This window comes from Jiella marina (assembly GCF_024359545.1).
Classification (GTDB): Bacteria; Pseudomonadota; Alphaproteobacteria; order Rhizobiales; family Rhizobiaceae; genus Jiella.
On the sequence record NZ_JAKQZG010000005.1, the window covers coordinates 29,178 to 50,203 of the forward strand.

General features: G+C 64.5%; 24 protein-coding genes. 4 read left to right on the plus strand and 20 right to left on the minus strand.

The window, feature by feature from the left end:
- Positions 1-6: 6 nt before the first annotated feature.
- The 9 genes from MF134_RS10350 to MF134_RS10390 all read right to left on the minus strand — a co-directional run bounded on the left by MF134_RS10350 (position 7) and on the right by MF134_RS10390 (position 8,675).
- Positions 7-696, minus strand: a complete 690-nt coding sequence (locus MF134_RS10350) for an urease accessory protein UreF (protein ID WP_255339380.1) — start codon at positions 694-696, stop codon at positions 7-9.
- Complete coding sequence (ureE, locus tag MF134_RS10355; protein WP_255339381.1) at positions 693-1,178, minus strand: urease accessory protein UreE; 486 nt, start codon at positions 1,176-1,178, stop codon at positions 693-695. Before ureE ends, MF134_RS10350 begins: the two co-directional genes overlap by 4 nt.
- 139 nt (positions 1,179-1,317) lie before the next feature.
- Positions 1,318-2,361, minus strand: coding sequence for an aliphatic amidase (locus MF134_RS10360; protein ID WP_255339382.1), 1,044 nt, complete (start codon positions 2,359-2,361; stop codon positions 1,318-1,320).
- 128 nt (positions 2,362-2,489) lie between these two features.
- Positions 2,490-3,797, minus strand: coding sequence for a type III glutamate--ammonia ligase (gene glnT, locus MF134_RS10365; RefSeq protein ID WP_255339383.1), 1,308 nt, complete (start codon positions 3,795-3,797; stop codon positions 2,490-2,492).
- Positions 3,798-3,880: 83 nt separating this feature from the next.
- Positions 3,881-5,209, minus strand: coding sequence for an FMN-binding glutamate synthase family protein (locus MF134_RS10370; RefSeq protein WP_255339384.1), 1,329 nt, complete (start codon positions 5,207-5,209; stop codon positions 3,881-3,883).
- 16 nt (positions 5,210-5,225) lie between these two features.
- Positions 5,226-5,912, minus strand: coding sequence for a GXGXG domain-containing protein (locus MF134_RS10375; RefSeq protein ID WP_255339385.1), 687 nt, complete (start codon positions 5,910-5,912; stop codon positions 5,226-5,228).
- A 17-nt stretch (positions 5,913-5,929) separates the two neighbouring features.
- Positions 5,930-6,853 (minus strand): class II glutamine amidotransferase, encoded by a 924-nt coding sequence (locus tag MF134_RS10380; protein ID WP_255339386.1) that lies wholly within the window; start codon positions 6,851-6,853, stop codon positions 5,930-5,932.
- A 132-nt stretch (positions 6,854-6,985) separates the two neighbouring features.
- Complete coding sequence (locus MF134_RS10385; protein WP_255339387.1) at positions 6,986-7,642, minus strand: helix-turn-helix domain-containing protein; 657 nt, start codon at positions 7,640-7,642, stop codon at positions 6,986-6,988.
- A gap of 58 nt (positions 7,643-7,700) precedes the next feature.
- Positions 7,701-8,675 carry a GlxA family transcriptional regulator gene (locus MF134_RS10390; RefSeq protein ID WP_457589971.1) on the minus strand — a complete coding sequence of 325 codons (975 nt, stop codon included), beginning with the start codon at positions 8,673-8,675 and terminating at the stop codon, positions 7,701-7,703.
- Positions 8,676-8,871: 196 nt separating this feature from the next.
- Between MF134_RS10390 and MF134_RS10395 the strand changes: the two genes are divergently transcribed.
- The 4 genes from MF134_RS10395 (at position 8,872) to MF134_RS10410 (ending at position 13,668) form a co-directional block, all read left to right on the plus strand.
- Complete coding sequence (locus tag MF134_RS10395; protein ID WP_255339388.1) at positions 8,872-10,206, plus strand: NAD(P)/FAD-dependent oxidoreductase; 1,335 nt, start codon at positions 8,872-8,874, stop codon at positions 10,204-10,206.
- Positions 10,207-10,448: 242 nt separating this feature from the next.
- A complete protein-coding gene (locus MF134_RS10400) occupies positions 10,449-11,762 on the plus strand; it encodes a Zn-dependent hydrolase (protein WP_255339389.1) in 1,314 nt (437 codons plus the stop codon).
- Complete coding sequence (locus MF134_RS10405) at positions 11,759-12,712, plus strand: phosphotransferase family protein (RefSeq protein WP_255339390.1); 954 nt, start codon at positions 11,759-11,761, stop codon at positions 12,710-12,712. The genes MF134_RS10400 and MF134_RS10405 overlap by 4 nt, the downstream gene beginning before the upstream one ends.
- Positions 12,713-12,723: 11 nt before the next feature.
- Complete coding sequence (locus MF134_RS10410) at positions 12,724-13,668, plus strand: phosphotransferase (protein ID WP_457589976.1); 945 nt, start codon at positions 12,724-12,726, stop codon at positions 13,666-13,668.
- Positions 13,669-13,805: 137 nt separating this feature from the next.
- Here the strand turns inward: MF134_RS10410 and MF134_RS10415 are convergent, their stop codons facing one another.
- From MF134_RS10415 to MF134_RS10465, 11 genes are all read right to left on the minus strand, one after another.
- Complete coding sequence (locus MF134_RS10415; RefSeq protein ID WP_255339392.1) at positions 13,806-13,976, minus strand: hypothetical protein; 171 nt, start codon at positions 13,974-13,976, stop codon at positions 13,806-13,808.
- Between the two features lie 136 nt (positions 13,977-14,112).
- Positions 14,113-14,454, minus strand: coding sequence for a Nif11-like leader peptide family RiPP precursor (locus MF134_RS10420; RefSeq protein WP_255339393.1), 342 nt, complete (start codon positions 14,452-14,454; stop codon positions 14,113-14,115).
- Positions 14,451-14,783, minus strand: coding sequence for a Nif11-like leader peptide family RiPP precursor (locus MF134_RS10425; RefSeq protein WP_255339394.1), 333 nt, complete (start codon positions 14,781-14,783; stop codon positions 14,451-14,453). Before MF134_RS10425 ends, MF134_RS10420 begins: the two co-directional genes overlap by 4 nt.
- A 324-nt stretch (positions 14,784-15,107) precedes the next feature.
- The gene (locus MF134_RS10430) at positions 15,108-15,473 is read right to left on the minus strand and encodes a hypothetical protein (protein ID WP_255339395.1); all 366 of its coding nucleotides are present in this window, start codon (positions 15,471-15,473) and stop codon (positions 15,108-15,110) included.
- Between the two features lie 78 nt (positions 15,474-15,551).
- Positions 15,552-15,899: a Nif11-like leader peptide family RiPP precursor gene (locus MF134_RS10435; protein WP_255339396.1), complete on the minus strand. Its 348-nt coding sequence runs from the start codon at positions 15,897-15,899 to the stop codon at positions 15,552-15,554.
- Positions 15,900-16,139: 240 nt separating this feature from the next.
- Positions 16,140-16,454, minus strand: coding sequence for a Nif11-like leader peptide family RiPP precursor (locus tag MF134_RS10440; RefSeq protein ID WP_255339397.1), 315 nt, complete (start codon positions 16,452-16,454; stop codon positions 16,140-16,142).
- An 82-nt stretch (positions 16,455-16,536) separates the two neighbouring features.
- Positions 16,537-16,878: a hypothetical protein gene (locus MF134_RS10445; protein WP_255339398.1), complete on the minus strand. Its 342-nt coding sequence runs from the start codon at positions 16,876-16,878 to the stop codon at positions 16,537-16,539.
- A gap of 47 nt (positions 16,879-16,925) precedes the next feature.
- The gene (locus tag MF134_RS10450; protein WP_255339399.1) at positions 16,926-17,261 is read right to left on the minus strand and encodes a Nif11-like leader peptide family RiPP precursor; all 336 of its coding nucleotides are present in this window, start codon (positions 17,259-17,261) and stop codon (positions 16,926-16,928) included.
- 97 nt (positions 17,262-17,358) lie between these two features.
- Entirely contained in the window at positions 17,359-17,697 is a 339-nt protein-coding gene (locus tag MF134_RS10455) for a Nif11-like leader peptide family RiPP precursor (protein ID WP_255339400.1), read from the minus strand.
- A 272-nt stretch (positions 17,698-17,969) separates the two neighbouring features.
- Complete coding sequence (locus MF134_RS10460; protein ID WP_255339401.1) at positions 17,970-18,311, minus strand: Nif11-like leader peptide family natural product precursor; 342 nt, start codon at positions 18,309-18,311, stop codon at positions 17,970-17,972.
- Between the two features lie 44 nt (positions 18,312-18,355).
- Entirely contained in the window at positions 18,356-21,025 is a 2,670-nt protein-coding gene (locus MF134_RS10465) for an NHLP bacteriocin export ABC transporter permease/ATPase subunit (protein ID WP_255339402.1), read from the minus strand.
- Position 21,026 lies beyond the last annotated feature (1 nt).

The window sequence follows — 21,026 nt, forward strand, 5'->3', positions numbered from 1 at the left end:
GCTCGATCAATTAGAAAACAGGCGAAGGGCGAGACCCGCCTGGTTCATGGCGGCGATTTCGCCGAAAGGGTTGAAGCCGCAGATCTCCGCGTCCTCGGCGACCGGCTCGCCGGCATATGTGGCGACCAGCGAGAGGAGCGGCGGCATCATGGATTGGGCGGTAAGCGCGCCGACGAAGTTGAGGCGCACCGCCGCCGTCAGGCTGGACGAGACGAGCCCGTATCCCGACATGGCGACGCACGCTTCCTCGGCGAGCCCGAGCCGCCGCCACAGGAGCGCATGAACCACCGGCAGCGTACCCGTCGCCGTGTCCCTGTCGATACGCTGACGGTAGCTCGCGGCACCCGGCGTGCCGAAGCGCACATGGGTTGCCAGAAGCGCCTGGCCGTTGCGGCGCGATCCCTCGCGCAGCGTCTCGCAGAAGGTCGAAAGGTCGAGTTCCTCGTCGATCTCAGCCACGCGATCGAGGTCGTCGCCGGCCCGATAGGCATGGGCCAGCGCCACCCGATCGGAACTCGCCCAGCGATGGACGATCTGCTCGCGGACGAAGTTCGTGATCTCATCGGTCCCGGGCCGTTTGCCGGTGAGCGAGGCGAGGCCTTCGAGCCCTTGTGAGAAGGCGAAGGAGCCGCTCGGGAAGTTGCTGTCGGCGTGCTGGAGCGCCGTCAGGATCGTCGCGGCGTTGTCCTCGTTCATGCGCTCGACGTCTCCTCGGCGACGACGATCACCGCCCCGCTTTCGATGAGGTCGGGAATGCGGTCGAGATATCCCTGCTCAGGGCCTTCCATCGCGACTTCAAGATCCTTGCCCCTGAAGCGCACGCGCCAATGCAGATTGCCGGCGGCATAGCCCAGCGCCAGCGCGTCTTCGGCCGAAGTCGGGCGCAACCGCAGCCAACGCTCGAGATTGACCTTGAGGACGATCGCGTGGGCCTCGTCTGCAAACAGCACCGCCCCGTCGAACAGGGGCTCGTCGCGGGCGAGCGCGATCATGCAGTCCGCGCCGCTCTCAGAGGTAACCCTCAGACGCCGGCGTGAGAGGTCTCTGGTGTCGAGCCGCACCAGATCGATGCCCCCGTGGTGCTCCATGTGGTGGAGTCGATCATGCCATTGAGGATCGAGGCGCGAGCCGAGGATGCCCGTGATCGTGTGGTCGGGTGAGGAAGACGTGGCGCCCATTGGCTCCAATTCGTATGTCTCAATTGGTTATTATTTGCGCAGAAACTGGAACGGGTCAATAAAGCTGCAATGCGATCGGCGTGACCCGCGTCTGACTGACGGCGCCGGGAAAGCGACAGGCCGTCCCCGGCGCTCTCGTTCAGCGGTGGCCGGCGGGGGCGAGCTCGGTCGGAATGCCCTCGATCTCGCAGTCCTCCACGCCTGGCGCCGAGCGCGTCATGGCCTCGACCATGTCTCGGGTGGCCTCAGGGTCGTTCACCCAGTTCTTGTAGAATTCGAAGGGCAGGGCGCAGGCGCCGCGGGCGTCATCGCCCGAATTGACCATGCCCGTGTAACCGCGGTGGAGCAGCTTGTAGAGATGGTTCTGCGCTTGGCCTTTCGCCCTTGCCTCGCGGATCAGCGGCACGGAAAGCTGGGCGAACTGAATCCCCATCTCTTCGGTGCCGCATTCGCCGAGCGTGCGCCCGTCGAAGCCGATGATCGAGGAATGGCCGAAATAGGTGTAGACGCCGTCGAAGCCCGTAGCGTTGGCGACCGCCACATAGCAGTTGTTCGCCCAGGCCATGGATTTCGACATGGTGATCTGCTGTTCCTTGGCCGGGTACATGTAGCCTTGGCAACGCACGATCAGTTCGGCTCCGCGCATCGCGCAGTCCCGCCAGATCTCCGGATAGTTTCCGTCATCACAGATGATCAGGCTGATCTTGAGGCCTTTCGGTCCCTCCGAGACATACGTGCAGTCACCCGGATACCAGCCTTCGATCGGCACCCAGGGAATGATCTTGCGGTATTTCTGGACGATCTCGCCCTTGTCGTTCATCAGGATGAGGGTGTTGTAGGGCGCCTTGTTCGGGTGCTCCTCGTGACGTTCGCCGGTCAGCGAGAAGATGCCCCAAGTCTTGGCCGTGCGGCAGGCCTCCGCGAAGATCTCGGTCTCCTCGCCAGGGATCTGCGACGCCGTCTCGTACATTTCCTTCGGATCGTACATGATCCCGTGGGTCGAGTATTCCGGGAAGACCACGAGGTCCATGCCCGGAAGCCCCTGCTTCATGCCGACAACCATGTCGGCGATCTTCCTGGCGTTGTCGAGGACCTCGGCCTTGGTATGGAGCCGCGGCATCTTGTAGTTCACGACCGCGACGCCGACGGTGTCGGCACTCGATGCGATGTCTCCGTGATACATGGCACTCTCCTTAAGGATGGGTTGAAGACGTCTTGCCGGCGAAATGAGCCCGTTTGGGAGTGTTCTCTGCGGGATCCTTCGCCGAAGGCCGGATTGCGCCGTCTGCGACGCGCCCCGGGGTTGGCGGCTCAGATATCCAGGGTCGCCTCGCGCTCCCATTGCGTGAAGTGACCGCAATAGCTGTCCCATTCGTTGCGCTTGAGCTTCAAATAGGCTGTCGACAGGTCCGTCCCGAGCATGCCGGTCAGGTCCTCGTCGCGTTCGAATTCACGCAGCGCGTCGAGGAGGTTGAGCGGCAGCTTCGGCGCGTCGGTCACGGTGTGACCCTCGGCATACATGTCGATATCGCTGTGCGGCCCCGGATCGGCCTTGGTGCGGATGCCGTCGAGTCCCGCTGCGATCACCACGGCCTGCAGGAGATACGGATTGGCGGCACCGTCCGGCAGCCTCAGCTCGAAGCGGCCGGGCCCCGGCACGCGCACCATGTGGGTGCGGTTGTTGCCGGTCCACGTCACGCAGTTGGGCGCCCAGGTCGCGCCCGAAGTCGTGCGGGGGGCGTTGATGCGCTTGTAGGAATTCACCGTCGGATTGGTGACCGCTGCAAGCGCCGAGGCGTGCTTCATGATACCGCCGAGAAACGACTTTCCGTCGGCCGACAGGCCGAATTCCGCGCCTTCGTCGGCAAAGGCATTGGTGGTGCCTTCGCTGTTCCAGACCGAAATATGGCAGTGACAGCCATTGCCGGTCAGGCCCTTGAAGGGTTTGGGCATGAAGGTCGCGCGCAGGCCGTGCTTTTCGGCGATCGACTTGACCATGAATTTGAAGAAGGAATGCTTGTCGGCCGTGGCAAGCGCATCGTCGAACTCCCAGTTCATCTCGAACTGGCCGTTCGCGTCTTCATGGTCGTTCTGGTAGGGGTTCCAGCCCAGCGCCAGCATGTTGTCGCAGATCTCGGCCACGACGTCGTACCGGCGCATCACCGCCTGCTGATCGTAACAAGGCTTCTCGGCCGTGTCGTATTCGTCAGAAATCGCCTTGCCGTCGGGGACGATCAGGAAGAATTCGGCTTCAACGCCCGTTTTCACGCGCAGGCCTAGGGTTGCCGCTTCCTTGACGAGCTTCTTCAAGACGATGCGCGGGGCCTGCTCCACGGGCTTGCCGTCCATGAACAGATCGGCGGGGACCCAGGCGACCTCCGGTTTCCAAGGGAGCTGAATCACCGAATCCGCATCCGGCATTGCGAAGAGATCGGGATGGGCCGGTGTGAGGTCGAGCCACGTCGCGAACCCGGCAAAGCCAGCGCCCCCTTCCTGCATCTCTGCGATCGCCTGGGAGGGAACGAGCTTCGCACGCTGGCCACCGAACAGGTCGGTGTAGCTGATCATGAAATACTTGATGCCGTTCTCGGAGGCATAGGCCGACAGATCGGTGGTCATGGTTTCCCCTGCAATTCCTTCCGTTTGGGGGTCACCTCCCTCGATTTTCTTCACGTCGGGGTCTTTTGAGCCCCGTTTCGTCTTCAGAATGCTGTCTGTCCTGGAATCCAGGCTGTTCCGGCCAGCGGAACTCGCGCCATCGCCGCTGCCTCGATCGTCAACGCGCAGATGTCTTCCGGCTCAAGATTGTGCAGGTGATTGTGGCCGCAGGCGCGGGCGATGGTCTGCGCCTCGAGCGTCATGACTTTCAGGTAGTTTGCCAGGCGGCGGCCTGCCCGGACCGGGTCGAGCCGAGCGGCAAGTTCGGGATCCTGTGTGGTGATACCCGCCGGATCCATGCCTTCGTGCCAGTCGTCATAGGCGCCGGCGGTGGTTCCAAGTTTGTTGTACTCGGCTTCCCACTGCGGATCGTTGTCGCCGATCGCCACCAGTGCCGCCGTCCCGATCGCCACCGCATCCGCGCCGAGCGCCAGAGCCTTGGCGACGTCGGCGCCGGTGCGAATGCCGCCCGAGACGATGAGCTGCACCTTGCGATGCATGCCAAGGTCCTGGAGGGCCTGCACTGCCGGGCGGATGCAGGCGAGGATCGGCTGGCCGACATGTTCGATGAAGACGTCCTGCGTCGCGGCGGTGCCGCCCTGCATCCCATCCAGGACCACGACATCGGCACCGGCCTTCACGGCAAGAGCGGTATCGTAATAGGGGCGTGCCCCGCCGACCTTGATATAGATCGGCTTTTCCCAGTCGGTGATTTCGCGCAGTTCGAGGATCTTGATCTCGAGGTCGTCGGGGCCTGTCCAGTCGGGATGACGGCAGGCTGAACGCTGGTCGATGCCCTTGGGCAGAGTGCGCATTTCGGCGACCCTGTCGGAGATCTTCTGACCGAGCAGCATCCCGCCGCCGCCAGGTTTTGCGCCCTGACCGATGACGATCTCGATTGCGTCGGCTCGGCGAAGATCCCGGGGGTTCATCCCGTAACGCGATGGCAGATACTGGTAGACCAGAGTGTCGGAATGCCCGCGTTCCTCGTCGGTCATGCCGCCGTCGCCGGTGGTGGTCGAGGTGCCGGCCAGCGTCGCGCCGCGACCGAGCGCTTCCTTGGCATTGCCGGACAGCGCGCCGAAGCTCATGCCGGCGATGGTGACCGGGATCTTCAACTGGATCGGTTTTCTGGCGAAACGGGTGCCCAGGGTCACGCTGGTGTCGCAGCGTTCGCGATAGCCTTCGAGAGGGTATCGCGACATCGAAGCCCCGAGAAACAACAGGTCGTCGAAATGCGGCACCTTGCGCTTGGTGCCCCCGCCGCGGATGTCGTAGATCCCGGTTTCGGCGGCGCGGCGAATTTCCGCCAGGGACGCATCGTCGAAGGTTGCGGACTTTCTGGGTGGCGTCGGCGGATTGCGGTAACTCATTGAACCGGAGAGCCCTTTAATAGGCGTCGACGTTGTCGATCGAGAAATTGTACAGCTTGCGGGCCGAGCCGTAGCGCCGAAACTCGCTCGGGCGAGCATCGGTCATGCCGGCACGCTCCAGAAGGCTCTCCAGAAGAGCGACGTGCTCGGGGCGCATCTCCTTTTCCTCGCAGTCGGCCCCGAGGCTCTTGACCTGGCCGCGGACGAAGAGCTTCGCCTCGTAGATCGAGTCGCCCAGTGCTTCACCGGCGTCGCCGAGCACGACGAGGTTGCCGGATTGGGCCATGAATGCCGACATGTGTCCGACATTGCCGGCGACCACGATGTCGATGCCCTTCATGGAGATGCCGCAGCGCGAGGAGGCGTTCCCCTTGATCACGAGCAGCCCGCCGCGGCCTGTCGCGCCGGCATATTGCGACGCATCCCCTTCCACGATGACGGTGCCGGACATCATGTTTTCGGCGACGCCGGGGCCGGCGGAGCCGCGCACGGTGATCGCGGCCTGCGCGTTCATGCCGCCGCAATAATAGCCCACCGACCCGTGGACGTTCACGGTCAGCGGTGCGTCGCAGCCGACCGCGACGGCATGGCTGCCGCGCGGGTTGCGAATGTCGAAGGCGAGATCGTTGGTCCCGGGTTCGATCGCATGAAGAGCCTGGTTGAGGTCGCGAAGCGGGGCGGAGGCAAGATCGAATTCTGGCATGGTTCTGCTCTCGACGCTCACGCGGCCATGGCTTTGCCGGCGGTCGCCGAACGGTCCCAGAAATAGACGGAGGCGGGTTCGGGCTCCCAGACCCGGGCATTGTCGATATCGGGCAGTCCGACGAGTGCCCGATATTCCGAGCCGAACGCCACATACTGGCTGGTCTCCGCCATGACCGCCGGTTTGCAGGCGATGGGATCGCGCAGAACGCCGAAGCCGTTGCGCGTGCCGACCACGAAGGTGAAGAAACCGTCGAGGTCGTCGAGAGCAGCTGTCAGCGCTTCGCCCAGATCACGCCCCTCGGCCATGGAGCGCGTCAGATAGGCTGCGGCGACCTCGGAATCGTTCTCCGTCTCGAACCGCATGCCCGCCTGTTTCAGGACCCGACGCAGATTGTTGTGATTCGACAGGGAGCCATTGTGGACAAGGCATTGGTCGGCGCCGGTGGAGAACGGGTGCGCTCCGAGCGTGGTCACGGCCGATTCCGTCGCCATGCGGGTATGGCCGATGCCGTGGGTACCCGCCATCCGCTTGATGTCGAAGCGTTCGACGACCTCTCGCGGCAGACCGACTTCCTTGTAGATTTCGATCGTTTCTCCCGCCGCGAGAACCCGCACCGTATCAAGGCCGAGAGCTGCTTCGCGCACGGCTTCGACACGATCGCTCGCGACGGAGAGGACCGCGTGGGTATCCTTGACCGTAACATGGAGATCGCCGCTTGCGACCTCTCCGAATCGGTCTTCGAGGGCAGCGAAATCACGTTCCGGCATTGCCGATTGAAGCGTCAGCTTCGCTCGTCCCTGCACCGGCTGGGTGTAAAGGGCGATGCCGGCCGAGTCGGGCCCGCGATCGGTCATCGAAACCAGCATTTCCGAGAGAAGGGCACCGAGGTTCGGCTCGAGTGCGGGATCCTTCAAAAACAACCCGACGATACCGCACATGGGCTCAATCCTCTTCCACCGCTGACGACAAAGCTATGGCACAAGACTTTGCGTCTCTCAACTGCCAAGAATAATTTTTTCTCAGGAGGCGACATTTCGCCCGCGCCTCGGTCGCCTTGCGTCGAGCCGGGATCAAAGAGTCTCGTGCTGCGGATAGCAGATGATCGAGAGATATCGGGCCGGCAGGGTCACCAGTTCCTCCGGGCCGTGCGGCGCGTCGGCATCGAAGAAGAAGCTGTCACCCGGTTGCATGCGGTAGCGGCTGTTGGCGTGCCGATAGACCACTTCGCCTTCCAGCATGTAGAGAAACTCCATCCCGGGATGCTGAAAGGTCGGGAACACGTCGGCGTCGGTGTTCAGGGTGATCAGATAGGGTTCGACGGTCACGCCGCTGGTGTTGTTCCCGATATGTCCCAGGAGGTTGTACTGGTGCCCCGCTCGGGTGCCGCGTCTTTCCAGTTCGACGCCTTCGCCGGCCTTGACGAATACGGCGTTGCGGGCCTCTTCGAACCGGCGGAAGAATGCCGTCAGAGGCACGCCGAGCGCGCGAGACAGTGCTTGGAGGGTCGTCAGCGACGGCGAGATATTGCCGTTCTCGATCTTGGAGAGCATTCCGAGCGAGATCCCCGTGGCGGAGGACAGATCGCTCACCGTGATGCCCAGCTTCTTTCGATATCCGCGCACCTCGTGACCGATGGCCGCTTCCAGATTGCTTTCCCGCGGTTCGCGGATGGCATGCGGGTCCTGGGTCAAGGCGGGCTTGTTCACGGCCGCGGCTGAATTCTTCATCTTCAATATGCCTGTTCCTGATCAACTCGTTCGACGTTATCGCCGCGGCTGGGGCTGCTCAACCCTTGGCAGAGTTCGAGGCGCGTCTAAGTTGTGATGGCGATTGGCCGAAGCTTTTACGTATCGCCCGCGAAAAGTGAGACGGGGTGCTGAACCCCGCGGCGAAGGCGATCTCTGAAACCGAGAGCGCGCTTTGTTGAATCAATCGTTTTGCATAGGCGAGGCGAATTTCCCTGTACTGATTTTGAAAGCTCGTGCCCAGATGCTCGGCAAACAGTCGATCAACCTGCCGTAGTGACAGGCTCACTGACGCGGCCATGGCACGACGGCTCAAAGGTGCCTCCACCGTGGCCTCCATTTTCGCGAGAATCGTCAGCAGAGCCGGATGATGAACGTTGTAGCGCTCTGCGATCGACGCTCGCTGTGGACCCGTAGGAATCCCGATTTCGGTATGAAGGTACCAATCGGACACACGCCGGGCGAAGGCGTCTCCCATGCGCTCGGCGATCATGGCATGGGACATGTCCAGGGGTGCGATGCCGCCGCCGCAGGTCAAGCGGTCGCGGTCGATGACGTATCGCGTCTGTCGCGGGCTGAGGTGAGGAAAGGCCTCGCTGAGCATGGCCGCATGTTCCCAGTGGATGGTGAATTCCCGGTTGTCGAGCAGTCCGGCGGCGGCGAGAATATAGGGGCCGCCGGAGATTCCGCCGATGCGCACGCCCTCGCGGGCGAGCCGTCGCAATGCGGCGACGATGTCCGGCACATGCCAACCGCCGGGCTGGCCCCCTGCGCAGACAAAGACGGTTCGCAGCGCCTCCGCCTTTGCCGGCAAGGCTTCGGTCTCAATCAACGCGCCGGAGGAGGCACGCACTTCCTTGGCCGTCCCGAAGGTGCGCAGGCGGTAGATGTCCCGTCCCGCCAGGATGTTGGCCGCTCGAAATGGCTCGCTGGCTGCGGCGAACGACATGAGTGCGAACCCGGGAACCAGGATCAGGCCGATCTCTTCGCTATCGGACTCAATTGGTCTGGGCACGATGACGTTCTCCGTGAGATGGCTCGATTAGATAGGAAAGCGTCTCTTTGGCGCAAGCAGAATGGGGCAGGAGCCTTGATGCTACACCGCAGTTTTACGGCGCTGCGGCCGCCCGCCCTTTCCTCCCTTCCGGGGAGAGGAGCCCTGCCAATCGGTCGCTTCGTCAGGACACACGAACCAGGAAGGATAAGGCACCATGCCCGGACCGAAAGTCGAGACGGTCGAGGCCACGGACACGCAACCCCGCCATGCCGACGTCGTGGTAATCGGCGGGGGCATCGTCGGAACCTCTACGGCGCTCGAACTTGCAGAGCGCGGCGTATCGGTCGTGCTTTGCGAGAAGGGTGTCGTCGCGGGCGAGCAATCGAGCCGCAATTGGGGCTGGGTGCGCCTGTCGCGCCGGGACCCGCGCGAGATCGATCTGATGGCTGCGTCGATCCGTCTTTGGGAGGATCTGAGTGAGCGCGTCGGTTACGATGTCGGCTACCGTCAATGCGGCATCGCCGTTCCGTTCTACTCGGACAAGTTCCGGGACGAGAACATGGCGTGGCTGAAATATCTGGAGGGTACGCAGCATCGCGTCGGCGCGATCGATTCCGAGAAGCTTGCCGAACTCGTTCCCGACATGAACCTTGATTGCAATGGCGCCCTGTATTCGCCGACCGATGGTCGGGCCGAACCGCAGAAGGCGGCGCCCGCCATCGCCCGCGCCGCTCGGTCCAAGGGAGCGGCGATCCTGACCGGCTGTGCCGTGCGCCGCATCGAAACCGGCCGGGATGGCTCAGTCACGGGCGTCGTGACCGAGCGGGGCACGATCGCCTGCGGGCGCGTCGTCGTCGCTGGGGGCGCCTGGTCGCGCCTGCTTCTGCGCGACATCGGCCTGACGCTGCCCCAGCTCAAGGTGCTGAATTCGGTGCTGCGGACCGAGCCGGTTCCGGATGGCCCCGAGGTCACCGTGCGGGGCCCGGGCTTTTCGGTCCGCAAACGCTATGACGGCGGCTATACAGTCTCGACGCTCGCATCGAACGTCTACGATCTGACGCCCGACAGCTTCCGGTTTGTCCGCCAATTTCTTCCTGCACTCAGGATGGAATGGCAGGCCATGCGCCCGCGCGTCGGACGGCGCTTCCTTGATGAGTGGCGTGACATGCGGCCGGTCAGCGGCGACGCGATCAGCCCCTATGAGCGCACCCGCATTCTCGATCCCGAGCCGAACACCAAGATGACCGGCACTGCGGTAAAGCGGCTGGCGGAGGCGTTTCCGGCGTTCCGCGACGCCAAGATCGCCCAGCGCTGGGCTGGCCTGATCGACGTGACGCCCGACGCCGTTCCGGTGATTTCCAAGGTCGAAGAACGCCCGGGTCTCGTCGTGGCCACAGGCTTTTCCGGCCACGGGTTTGGCCTTGGGCCAGGGGCTGGAAGGCTGACGGCGGATCTCACGACAGAAGCCGCGCCAATCGTCGATCCGCACGCTTTCCGCTTCTCACGATTTTCCGATGGCTCAAAAATTATTCCTCTGACTGGTGTTTAGGCAGAGGCTGTAGAACTGCTCCGCGTCTCCCCGGGCGAGGCACGGCGGTATTCCTGCATTTCGCCCGCCGGGCGCCGGGTTGGCATGCGCTTTGCCTTGGCATCAGGAGAGTTGATGGTCCGACGATTGTGAGCATGAGGCGTTTGGCGAAGCATGGTCTTTCCGGCAGCACGTGATCCAGGCACCTCGAACTCCGCCAGGCGCGTGGCGGTGGCCCGGCACGCCGGCGGGTCATGGTTCCGGTGAGTGAGGGGAGTTTGATTCCCGACGGGATCACGATCCCAAGCCGGCGGGTCGCGGAACTCCTCGAGGAATTCTCCGCTTTCGGCGCGCGGCCGGACGGCGGCATCACCCGGCTCGCGGCATCGAAAGAAGACGGCCTCGCCCGTGATCGTCTCGCGGAGCTTCTGCGGGAAGCCGGCGCGAACGTCTTCGTCGATCCGGTGGGCAATCAGTTCGGCATGTTCAATTTATGCGACAAGGGCCGCGCGACGACCGAGCCGATCATGATGGGATCCCATCTCGACAGTCAGCCCAATGGCGGGCGGATCGACGGAACCCTCGGTGTGGTCAGCGCGCTCGTCGTGGCCCGGATTCTGATGTCGGACCGCCAGCGGGGGCATCGCTTCGAACGCGATTTCTGCGTGGTCAACTGGACGAACGAGGAGGGCGCCCGTTTCCGTCCGAGCCTTATCGGCAGCGGCTATGCGGCCGGACGTCTGACGGCGGACGAAGCATTGTCCGTTCGCGACGATGACGGCATATCCTTGGACGAAGCGCTCATTGCAATCGGCTACAGAGGCCACGCCGAAGTTCCGCGACCCGCGGCCTATGTGGAAATCCACGCCGAGCAGGGAAGGCGCCTGGAAAATGCCGGCCGCAGCATCGCAATCGTGACCCATAACTGGGGCGCGGCGAAGTTCGAGATCACGGCGCTTGGAGAGCAGGCCCATACCGGGCCGACGCCGATGGACGATCGCCGCGATGCTCTCCTGGCAGCCAGCCATGTCGTCGTCGGTTTGCGGCAGATTGCCAATCGCTGGCCAGGCGTCGTCCACACGTCGGTCGGTCGTCAGCTCGTTTCCCCGAACTCTGCCAATGTCGTTCCCGACCGGGTGACCTTCTCGGCCGAGATCCGTAGCGATGACAAGGCCGTTCTCGCCGAAGCCGAGCGCGAAGCGCAGAGGGTTTTGAAGGAGGCGGAAGCCGCGACGGGCGTTCGCCTTCGGGTGGACCAGCGCTCGGTCCGCGCCGGGCGCCCCATGCCGGCCGAGATGATCGACCGTCTCGAAGCCGCCAGTCGCCGCGCCGGCCATGAGCCGCTGCGCATGGGCACGGTGGCCGGCCACGACGCGATTGGCCTTCTCGGCTATTGCCCCACCGGCCTCGTTTTCGTGCCGAGCGTGGAAGGGATTGCGCACAACGCCGCCGAGGCGACGTCTGTCGAAGACATGGATGCCGGGCTTGCCGTGCTCGCCGAGGCCGCTTTCGATCTCTGCGGCAGCGCGGCCGAGCGCGATCCGCCCAACCGTCCCGAAGGGAGTTGCGCCGAATGAAGTCGTTGAACGAGGCGGAAAGCGATACGGAATTGCGGCTGGCCGCAGCCCTTTCGGCGATCGACGGCATGTCGCCACGCGAGGTCCGCTTCGCGGAAGCCGTTCCGGGCGTCATGTCCCCTGTCCACAGGGCCGTCGATGCCGATTGCCGGCTCGTCGAATGCGATGGCGAACCGCTGTTCGCGAAGGTCTGGTGGCCTGATCTATTCAGCGCGCGCGATCCGGAGGCGGTCTATGCGACGACCGAGGCCGTTTCTTCCCTCGGCCTGACGCCCAGACCACGTTTCGTTTCGGCCTCCGTTCCGGCGATCGTTCTGGATGCACTGGGAGACGAATGGCGCGCGGCGACCGTCGGCGATCTCCGCGACAGCGCTGTTTTCGACCGCCTGCTCGCGGCCAAGGCGTCCATCCGTGAACTGCCCGCCTTCCCGATCGAGCGCGACGTCTTCGCCGATGTGGAGAGGCTTGCGGGTACGGCTCCGCTCTTGTCTGCCGAGGAAGGCGCAAAGTGTCTGGAGGTTGCGCGACAGGCCGGGCAAGCGATCGCGGCAAGTGGTGTCGACCGCAAGCCGGCCCATGCCGACGGCGTTGCGTCCAACGTTTTCATCTCGGACAACGGTGACCTCCAGCTTCTCGATTTTGACGAGGCGGGGAATGTCGATCCCTTGTTCGATCTGGCCCTTGTCCTCAACGAGACGCATTTCTTCGACGAGTCCGTATGGCTCGAGGCGCTGGAGCGCGAGAACGGACAAGCCACGGATGGTGGTCTGGCCCGGCTGAAAGCCTACGCCTTCGCCGATGATCTGCGCTGGGCGCTCGAGGGTGCGCTGATGGACGCGACATCACCGAGGCAAGGCGTCGAATTCCTCAAATACGCGCAATGGCGCTGGCTGCGCTGCAGGCTGGCCCTCAGCGGGTGGTTCACCGAATCCGATCTGGCCAGACTGTAAGGGAAACAAGCATGACGCAACCGGACAGGCATCGGAACGGCGAAGCAGCGAACATCGAGACGATAGAGGGCGTGATCGCAGCCACGCCTGCCTGGCGCGGCCGCACTTGCCGCTTCGAACCCGTCGGCGGAGGCATCTCCAACGCCAACTGGCGAGTTTTCGTCGATGGGATTCCGGGAAGCTTCTTCGTGAAGATTCCCGGGCGAGGTACCGAAATGTTCATCGACCGCAAGACGGCTCTCGAGGCGAGCAGGCTGGCCGAGTCGATCGGGATCGGGCCCAAGGTTCACCCGTTTCCCTCGACATCGGGGGTGGAGATCGCGGAATTCGTCGAGGGCCGCAGAACCGCGTCCAATCGCGACTTCCTGCGTGCGGCCCCCCGCCGATCGGTGATCGAGGCCTATCGCACCCTGCACGCGGCGCCGCAGCTCGGCCTTACGAAAACCGTGTTCGACATGATCGAGGAGCATCGCGCCCAGATCCAGGAACTGGGGGCTATGGTCCCGAAGGAAGGTTTGCCGCTCCTAGCCGAATATGAGCGCGCCCGTGCGGCCATCGAAGCATCCGGACTCGACCTCGTCCCCTGCTTCAACGACCCGATGCCTGGCAATTTCCTGTTCGACGAAGACGACCAGCTCGTCCTCATCGACTATGAATACGCCTCCAACAACGATCGGATCTATGACCTGGCGGCCTGGAGCGTCGAGATGTTCTTCGACGACGCCACCGACCATGAGATCGTCGAGAGCTATTTCGGCCAAGCCTTGCCGGAACACCTGGCGCGGCTCGTGATTTACAAGGCGCTGGCTGATATCAAATGGTCGCTATGGGCGGTTGTCCAGAGCCGGATCTCCACCCTCGACTTCGACTTCGTGAAGTACGGGATCTGGAAGTGCATGCGCGCGCGATCAATCATCGAAACGCCTGATTGGGGAAAGGCTCTTACGAAGGTCTGATCGGCCCTACACTGAGATCGATCCACGCCACCCGATGAAGGCAAGCCGACGGTCTGTCCAGAAATTCGCAAGTCTGCAAACCGAGGCCATGGGGTGGTACGCGCGCGATATCGAGCGGTGGCAGCGGTGTATGAAGATCAATGCCTTTGTGGTGAGAGCGGCGAAATCCACCCGCTTTTGCCTTCCGAAGCAAACGTGGCCGTCATCGCTTTTCCCCCGCCGTTCCGGGAAAACGGTTTGGGGTCGAAGTAGAGATTGAAGTCGTCGATAAAGCCCCCGGCGACAAGACTTCCAAGCCCGCGCGCCATCTATTCGTCCCAGCGCAGCGCAGCGCGGCTGCGAACGCGTTCATTGCGTCGTTCGTCATCGTGCTCTCTCCTCCTCGACGAAACTGAGAGTGCCGCCAGTCCGAGGATCGCTGCTCTCGGACTGTCGACCAGGGGCTCAGAGGACTTTCGCTATCCCGTCGCAGGCGTTGTTCCACAATTTCAGGGTCGCCTGATCCGCGTCGCGAACAGAATTGCTGACGAACTTGCCGAAATCATCGAAAAAGCCCGCGCCTGCCACGGTGTCGAGTTCCTCATCGGAAAGAGCGTTGTCGCAGGTGGTCGGCCTGCGAAAGTCCTCGATGTCCCTCGCTGTAACCTCGAAGCCGGCCGCCTTCGCATAGGCCGCGACCGCGACGTCGCCCTCCGGCCCCTGCCGATCCGCGATGGCCTCGGCAAGTCCCCGGGCGAGTGCCGTGTCGCCACGCACGGCGGCGAGAAAGTCGTGAAGGGTCTTCATTGCTTGCGCTCCGAAGGAAACATGGCGTTCATCTGTCTTTCCCGGCTGCTCTGGGAAAACAAGGCGGTATCCCAAAAGCCGAAGTCGAACCAACCCCCGGAGGCAGCGTCGAGTTCGTCGTCGGACAGCGCGTCGCCATTGGCGGCGGGCCGCCGGGCGGCTTCGACGTCGGCGACGGTCACCTCGAAGTCTTGCTGCCGGGCAAAGGCCGCGAAGGCCTCGGCGGCATCTCCGTTCGACCTGCCCTCGATCGCAGTCGCCAGGGCAGGGGCCATCGTCTCGTCATTTCGGACGGCAGCGACGAAATCGTTCATTGCATTCATTGTCATGAAGAACGCTCCATCGTTCTCATACGGTGTCGTCGCCGGGCCCGGTGACCAAGGCACGGGCCCCGGCGTTACGGACTACAGACCCGGCCTCGCAGGTCACTTCGCTATCCGACGGGCCATGGCGAGGCTCGCGGAATTCGATCGCCGCAGGATCCGTGTGCCACCGGCCACCCGGTCAAGCTCGCCATCGCAGATTGCGTCGGCTCGATCCTCGCCGTTTCGTGGGGCGCCAGCGGTAGCCGGCGCACCGATCATGTCTTCGGCAGGGTGAAGAGCTCCGGCATGGTGGTTCAGGGGCTCGGAGATTGATGATGGACTGGTTCTTCAGCCATTGATGACGCCTTTGACCGCACCATCTACAGAGTGGACAAGCCCGGCGGCGCCCCTTACCGCCGAAGATTTCTCGATAACTTTTGCCCAGTTCACAGGGTTGATGAAGTCAAGGAACAATCCTGCGCCCGAGACTGCATCCAGCTCCTCGTCGGAAAGTGCCCCATCCGCGGCTGCGGGCAGGCGAAGCTTTTCCAGGTCCTGTGCCGCTACGTCGAAGCCGCGTGCCTGAGCGAATTCCACGATCGCAATCACGCCCTCCTCTTCGTGCTTACCGCCAATAGCAGCAACAAAACGCCTAGCCATTTCTTCATCACGGTGGAGAAGTGCCGCAAATTCATTCATCGATTTTTCTGTCATTTTTTCAGATCCATATCACATAGAATTGCAGTGTTTATTTCCAGAGCAGCCGCTGCCTCCTGCATTATGGGAAGAAATTCAGAAACCGTTCTTGACGCCATCTTGCCCTCCCTTCAATCCTCCCAACATCCCAGCCTTTAAGCGGCCGATAGTGAAGGCCATGGCGTCGTCGAGGAAGTCGAAGAGCCCTGCACCCGAAACGGCATCGAGCTCATCGTCCGACAATGCACCATCCGCGGACGGGGGCCGGCGGAGTGCTTCGATATCCTGCGCCGTGACGTCGAAGCCGCATGTGCGGGCGTAGGCGAGGATGGCGTCCTCAGCGTCTCTTCCCGTCCTTTCGCCGATCGCGGCTGCGAGGCCACTGGCCATCTCCTCGTCCGCGCGGGCTGCATTGGCGAAGTCTTTCATGGACTGGATACTCATAGGATTGGTCTCCTTTCTCGTGTTTCTCTTGCCCAAAGATGCGATGTACCGGCATCCCGGTGACGTCTTGGCTCGGGGGTGATGAACGGCTCCATGAACGCGTATGCGAACCGAGCCAATTCGATGAGCCGCCCGGCGGCACCAGAGTTCTTGATTGCGTCGAGGGTTACGACGTCACCTCACTGGCTGCAGTCGCCCTCGGCGCAGTCGCGAGCGGCGCCGTCTTGCGTCGCCGATCGATCAATCGTGCAGGCTGTGCGTTCGATGAATGGCCCCGCACAGAAGGCCTGCTCCGCTTCGGCTTCCGCGCGAGTAACCGGCGCCGGCAACGGCATCGAGCTCTTCGTCCGTCAGGGAGCTCTCGCCGCCGGCGGCCTGCCGGTAGGCCTCGGCATCCTCTGCCGTCACGTCGAAGCCATGCTCCCGCCCGTAGACGACGAAGGCCTCGGCGGCCTCTGCGTCGCGCTTTCTTCCGATGGCCGAAGCCAACCCCGCGGACAGGGTCTCGTCGCCGCGCAGCGCGGCCGCGAAGTCGTTCAGGGTCTTGTTGCTCATGTCGCTATCTCGATTCTGCTCTTCTGGTCCGGCGGGAGGCCGGGCTCGACCACCTGGGCCCGGCTGTGGCTTGGACGCCGCCTCAGATGGAGGGGTCTCTTCCGAAGGATGTGCCCGAGGGTGCCGCCGTGACCGCCCTGGCTCCGTACGAGGGGTCGAAGAACACGCCGCCGAAGTCGAACATGCCGGCGCCCGAAACCGCCTCGAGCTGGTCGTCGGAGAGGTTGCCCTCGCCGGCAGCGGCCCGCCGCTCGGTCTCGACGTCCTGCGCGCTTACCTCGAAGCCGCGCTCCCGGGCGTAGGTCGCAAGCGCCTCCAAGGCGTCCCCGTCGCGCCTTTCGCCGATCGCGGCAGCCGCACCGCGGGCCATTTCCGGGTCCTGGCGCAACGTCTTTGCGAATTCGTTCATGGCTTCGATCGTCATTGTCGGTTCCTTGTCTTGGGATCGGGCCGCGCCCGTGCGTCCTTGGTTCAGTCGAGGATGCCCTTGAAGATCCCGTCGCCCCAGTCGAGCACCGGGTCGAAGGGGGTGCTGAAGCCGACACCCATCGGGCCGCCGCTGAAGGTGCCGCCCGCGACCGCGTCGAGCTGGTCGTCGGACAGGGCGCTTTCGCCGGCGGCGACCTGCCGGACGGCCGCGAGATCGCGCGCGGTCAAATCGAAGCCGCGCTCCCCCGCATAGGCGAGGAAAGCTTCGTCAGCTTTGCCATCGTGCTGCTTTTCGGCGATGGCGGCGGCCAGTCCCCTGGCCAGGGACTCGTCGCCCTGCATCGCGTTGGCGAAGTCGTTGAGGGTCTTCATGGCCATGTCCGTCTTTCCATTCTGGTTGTCGGGTTGGGGAAGGCCGAGGCGGAACCAGGGCAGGCCACGCCGGCCCGGGCTGGTCTCGCATCGGCGGCAGCCCCTAGTGGTTCTGCGTGATCAGATCCCTCGCGCTGGTAAGGCTGGTAATGGTGACGTCCAATGCATTGCGGGTGACGAAGCTGGCCGCGTCGAAAAAGAAGCCGCCACCCGCGACTGCGTCGAGCTGGTCATCCCACAGGGCGCCTTGGGGAGCCGCTGCCTGGCTCGCCGCCTCCACCTCGTCTGCGTTCACGTCGAAGCCGGCCGCCCGGGCATAGGCCGCGAAGGCCTCGGCCGCCTCCGGCCCCTGCCGGTCGCCGATCGCGTTGGCCAAGCCTCTGGCCAAAGTCTCGTCCCCCTGCACGGTGGTGGCGAAATCGTTGAGCGTCTTCATGGTCATGTCATTTTCTCCATTGTGGTCGTCTGGTTGGCGAGGCCGAGGCCTCGCATGCGGCGGCCGGCCCGAAGCCTCGCCGTCACGCTTTCTCCTCATGGAACCGTTCTCTTTTTCGCGGTTCGCTTTCTGAGGCCGACAGGCGAGATGCCGTGCCGCGATGTCGCAGACCGGGCCATCCCGCGCGATCAGCTCTTCTCAGGTGCCGGTCGGGATGATGCGACCGGTATCCGCCACGTGGAGGCGATCCTCGTGACGCATCGTGCTGTGAAAGCCCTTCACGAGGCCGGCGGCTCAAGAAAAGACCGGCCGAGGAAGTAGTTCTGGATGATGGAAAAGTGGTCGAATGTCTTGGGGTCCGTCATAACGTCCTCCCAGTGGCCGGCGCCGGACACGGCATCGAGTTCCGCGTCCGAGAGGGTGCCGTCGCCATCGGAGGATGGCTGGAGTGTCAGGACATCCTCCACCGTCACCGCGAAGCCCCTTGCCTGGGCATAGGCTGCGAAAGTCTCCACAGCTTCGGTGCCTGCATTGCCGTTCAGGCAGCCAGCCAGTCCGTCGGCCATTTCCTGATCTGCACGCGCAGCCTCGGCGAAAGCGCTCATTGCTTCGATGCTCATCAAACCGTTCTCCTTTTCATGGTTCGCTTCGCTTCCGGGCTATTTCAGGCGAGCTGCCGTGCCGCGATCTCGCGGAACGGGCCCTCCCGGGCGATCAGCTCTTCGTAGGTGCCGGTCTGGACGATGCGGCCGGCCTCGACGACGTGGATGCGGTCCGCGTGGCGAACCGTGCTCAGGCGATGCGCGATGACGATGCGCGTCGCGTTCATCTGCGCCAGGCTGTCGGAGACGATCGCCTGGGTGCGGTTGTCGAGGGCGGAGGTCGCCTCGTCCATCAGGAGGATGCGCGGCTTGCGCACGATGGCGCGGGCGATCATCAGGCGCTGGCGCTGGCCGCCGGAGAGACCGCCCCCGCCCTCGGACAGCATGGTGTGCATGCCCATCGGCAGAGCGCGCACGTCGTCCTCGAACCCCGCCATGCGGGCGGCCTCCCAGGCGGCGGCCTCGGGCAGGGGCAGCGAGCCCACGATGTTCTCGTGGATCGAGCCCGGCAGGAGCGTGCCCCGCTGCAGGACGACACCAAGCTGGCGGCGCACCGCCTTCAGGTCGAGACGGGCGAGGTCGTGGCCGTCATAGACGATGGAGCCCTCATTCGGCGTCTCGAAGCCCAGCAGCAGGCGGAAGATCGTCGACTTGCCGGATCCCGAAGCGCCGACCAACGCCACGAACTCGCCGGGCTCCACGGTGAGGCCGACGCGGTCGAGCACGAGCGGCCCGTTCTCCGCGTACCGGAAGGAGACGTCGTGCAGCGCGATGCGGCCGGTGAGGTTTCCGGGATCGCGCCGCGCCGGGTCGACCTCCGGCTGCGCCTCAAGGACCGGCTTCATGTTTTCGTAGATCGGCACGGCCGCCAGCGACACCGAGAGGGCGCCCACGAGCCCGAGCATCGCGCCCTGGAACTGGCCGAAGGCGACCGTGAAAGCGGCGAAGTCGCCGATCGGGATCGTGCGGTCGCCGAAGCCGACGATGGCGAAGAAGAGAAGGCTCGCCATGATCGGCAGCGCGCCGTTCACCGTCGCCGTCACGTTGCCGACGGTGGCTGCCCGGTAGCGCTCCAGGCGCTGCTCGCCGAAGCCGCGCAGCCAGCGGGTATAGGCGCGGTTCTCGGCGCCGGCGAGGCGGATCTTCTGGATGCCGTAGAGGATCTGCAGCATGAAGCCGGACACAGCGGCGTCGGCCTTGATCAGCCGGCGCTCGTAGCGCAGCTGCCACCAGGTGAGGCCGCCGAGAATGAGGACTGCGACCGCCGTGAAGCCGAGCGCGGCAAGCGCCAGCGTCGCGTCGTAGGCGAGCATGATGGCGAAGTTGACGACGGAGAAGATCGCCGCGAGCGCGGAATTCGCCACCGTGTCGGAAAGTGCCTGGCGCAGCTGGGTCGGACCCATCGCCTTGATCATCAACTCGCCGGTCGAATGACGCCGGTAGAAGTCGAGCGGCAGGCGCAACAGCCGGTCCCAGATCGCCTGTTGCAGGCTGCCGTCGGCGATCCCCTCGACGCGGCGCAGGGCGACCGTTCGCACCATCTGGAAAGCGGCCGAGCCGATTGCCACCATCACGAGACCGAGCGAGAAATGGGCCAGACGCTCCGTCTCGGCGAAGGGAAGCACCTCGTTCATGAGCCGTCCGGTGATCAGCGGAGTCAGGAGCCCGAGGAGTGCGGCGAGAAGCGCCATGCCGGCAGCCCACCGCATGTCGGCTGGGGCAGGGGTGGCCAGCACGTGGCGCACGAGGTCCCAGCCCTTCAACCGGCGCCACGGCAAAGGCCGGAACACCACATAGCCGAAGGGCTGGAGCCGTGGAGCCCCGGACGTGCCGGCCCTGCAACGGGCACCGGTCTGAGGATCCACGATCTCGAAGCGGCCGGCTCCGCGGCGAAGGACCGTTCGTGGCCGACCGTCGGCGTCGAAGCCGACGAAGCCCGCGCTGTCCTGACGCCACCAGCCATCGTCCAGCCGGATGCGGCGCGACCGCACGCCGGCGGCCCGCATCGCCTGGCGCAGGTCTGTATCCGGGTCGCCCGTTGCCGGTTGGGCAGCAGAGAGCTCGATCTCGATGCGCTGCGCCTCGCAGAGCATGGCGAGAGCGGCGAGCGCAGGGTCAGTGGCGGTTGCCGGGCCCTGCGTGGTGTCCGCGGTCCGGCCTTCCATCAGGGCGGGCAGCTCCAAAAGCGCCGTGTCGAGGAGCGTCTGCTCCTGGGCGTGCCGGTGGCGGGCACGCTCGTCCTCTGCCCGGGCGTCCGTTGAGAGGTCGCGCCGGATGGCGGCGGCGAACGCCGTCATGGCGGCGTCGAGGGAAGGCCAGCCGCCGTCGACCGATACCTGTACCTCCTCGTGGCGCAGAGCCTTCCGCATTGCGGCAAGCGGACCCTCAAGACCCGTCGGTTGGTCAGCGGCGCGGGCCTCGGGACTCATGCGCACGACGCGGGCCGGGCCGACGCCGACCGCGAAGAGGCGCAAGCCCGCGGTCCGCTCCGGCGGCACGGCCACCGCCTCGCCCTTCGCCAGCGTGGCGATGCAGCGGCGGCGGCCGGTCGGCTCGCCGGCCTCGTCCACGAGCTCGGCAAACAGGTTGACGCGGCCGGATGTCACCCGGAGAAGCCCGAGCGGTGCGGCAAGATCGACGAGCGTACGGCCGTCGATCCGCTCGTCCGCGGCGGAGGCCGGGAGCGTGAACGCCTCGGTTGGAATGGTCGCGATGGCGGCGGTTCTGAGCATC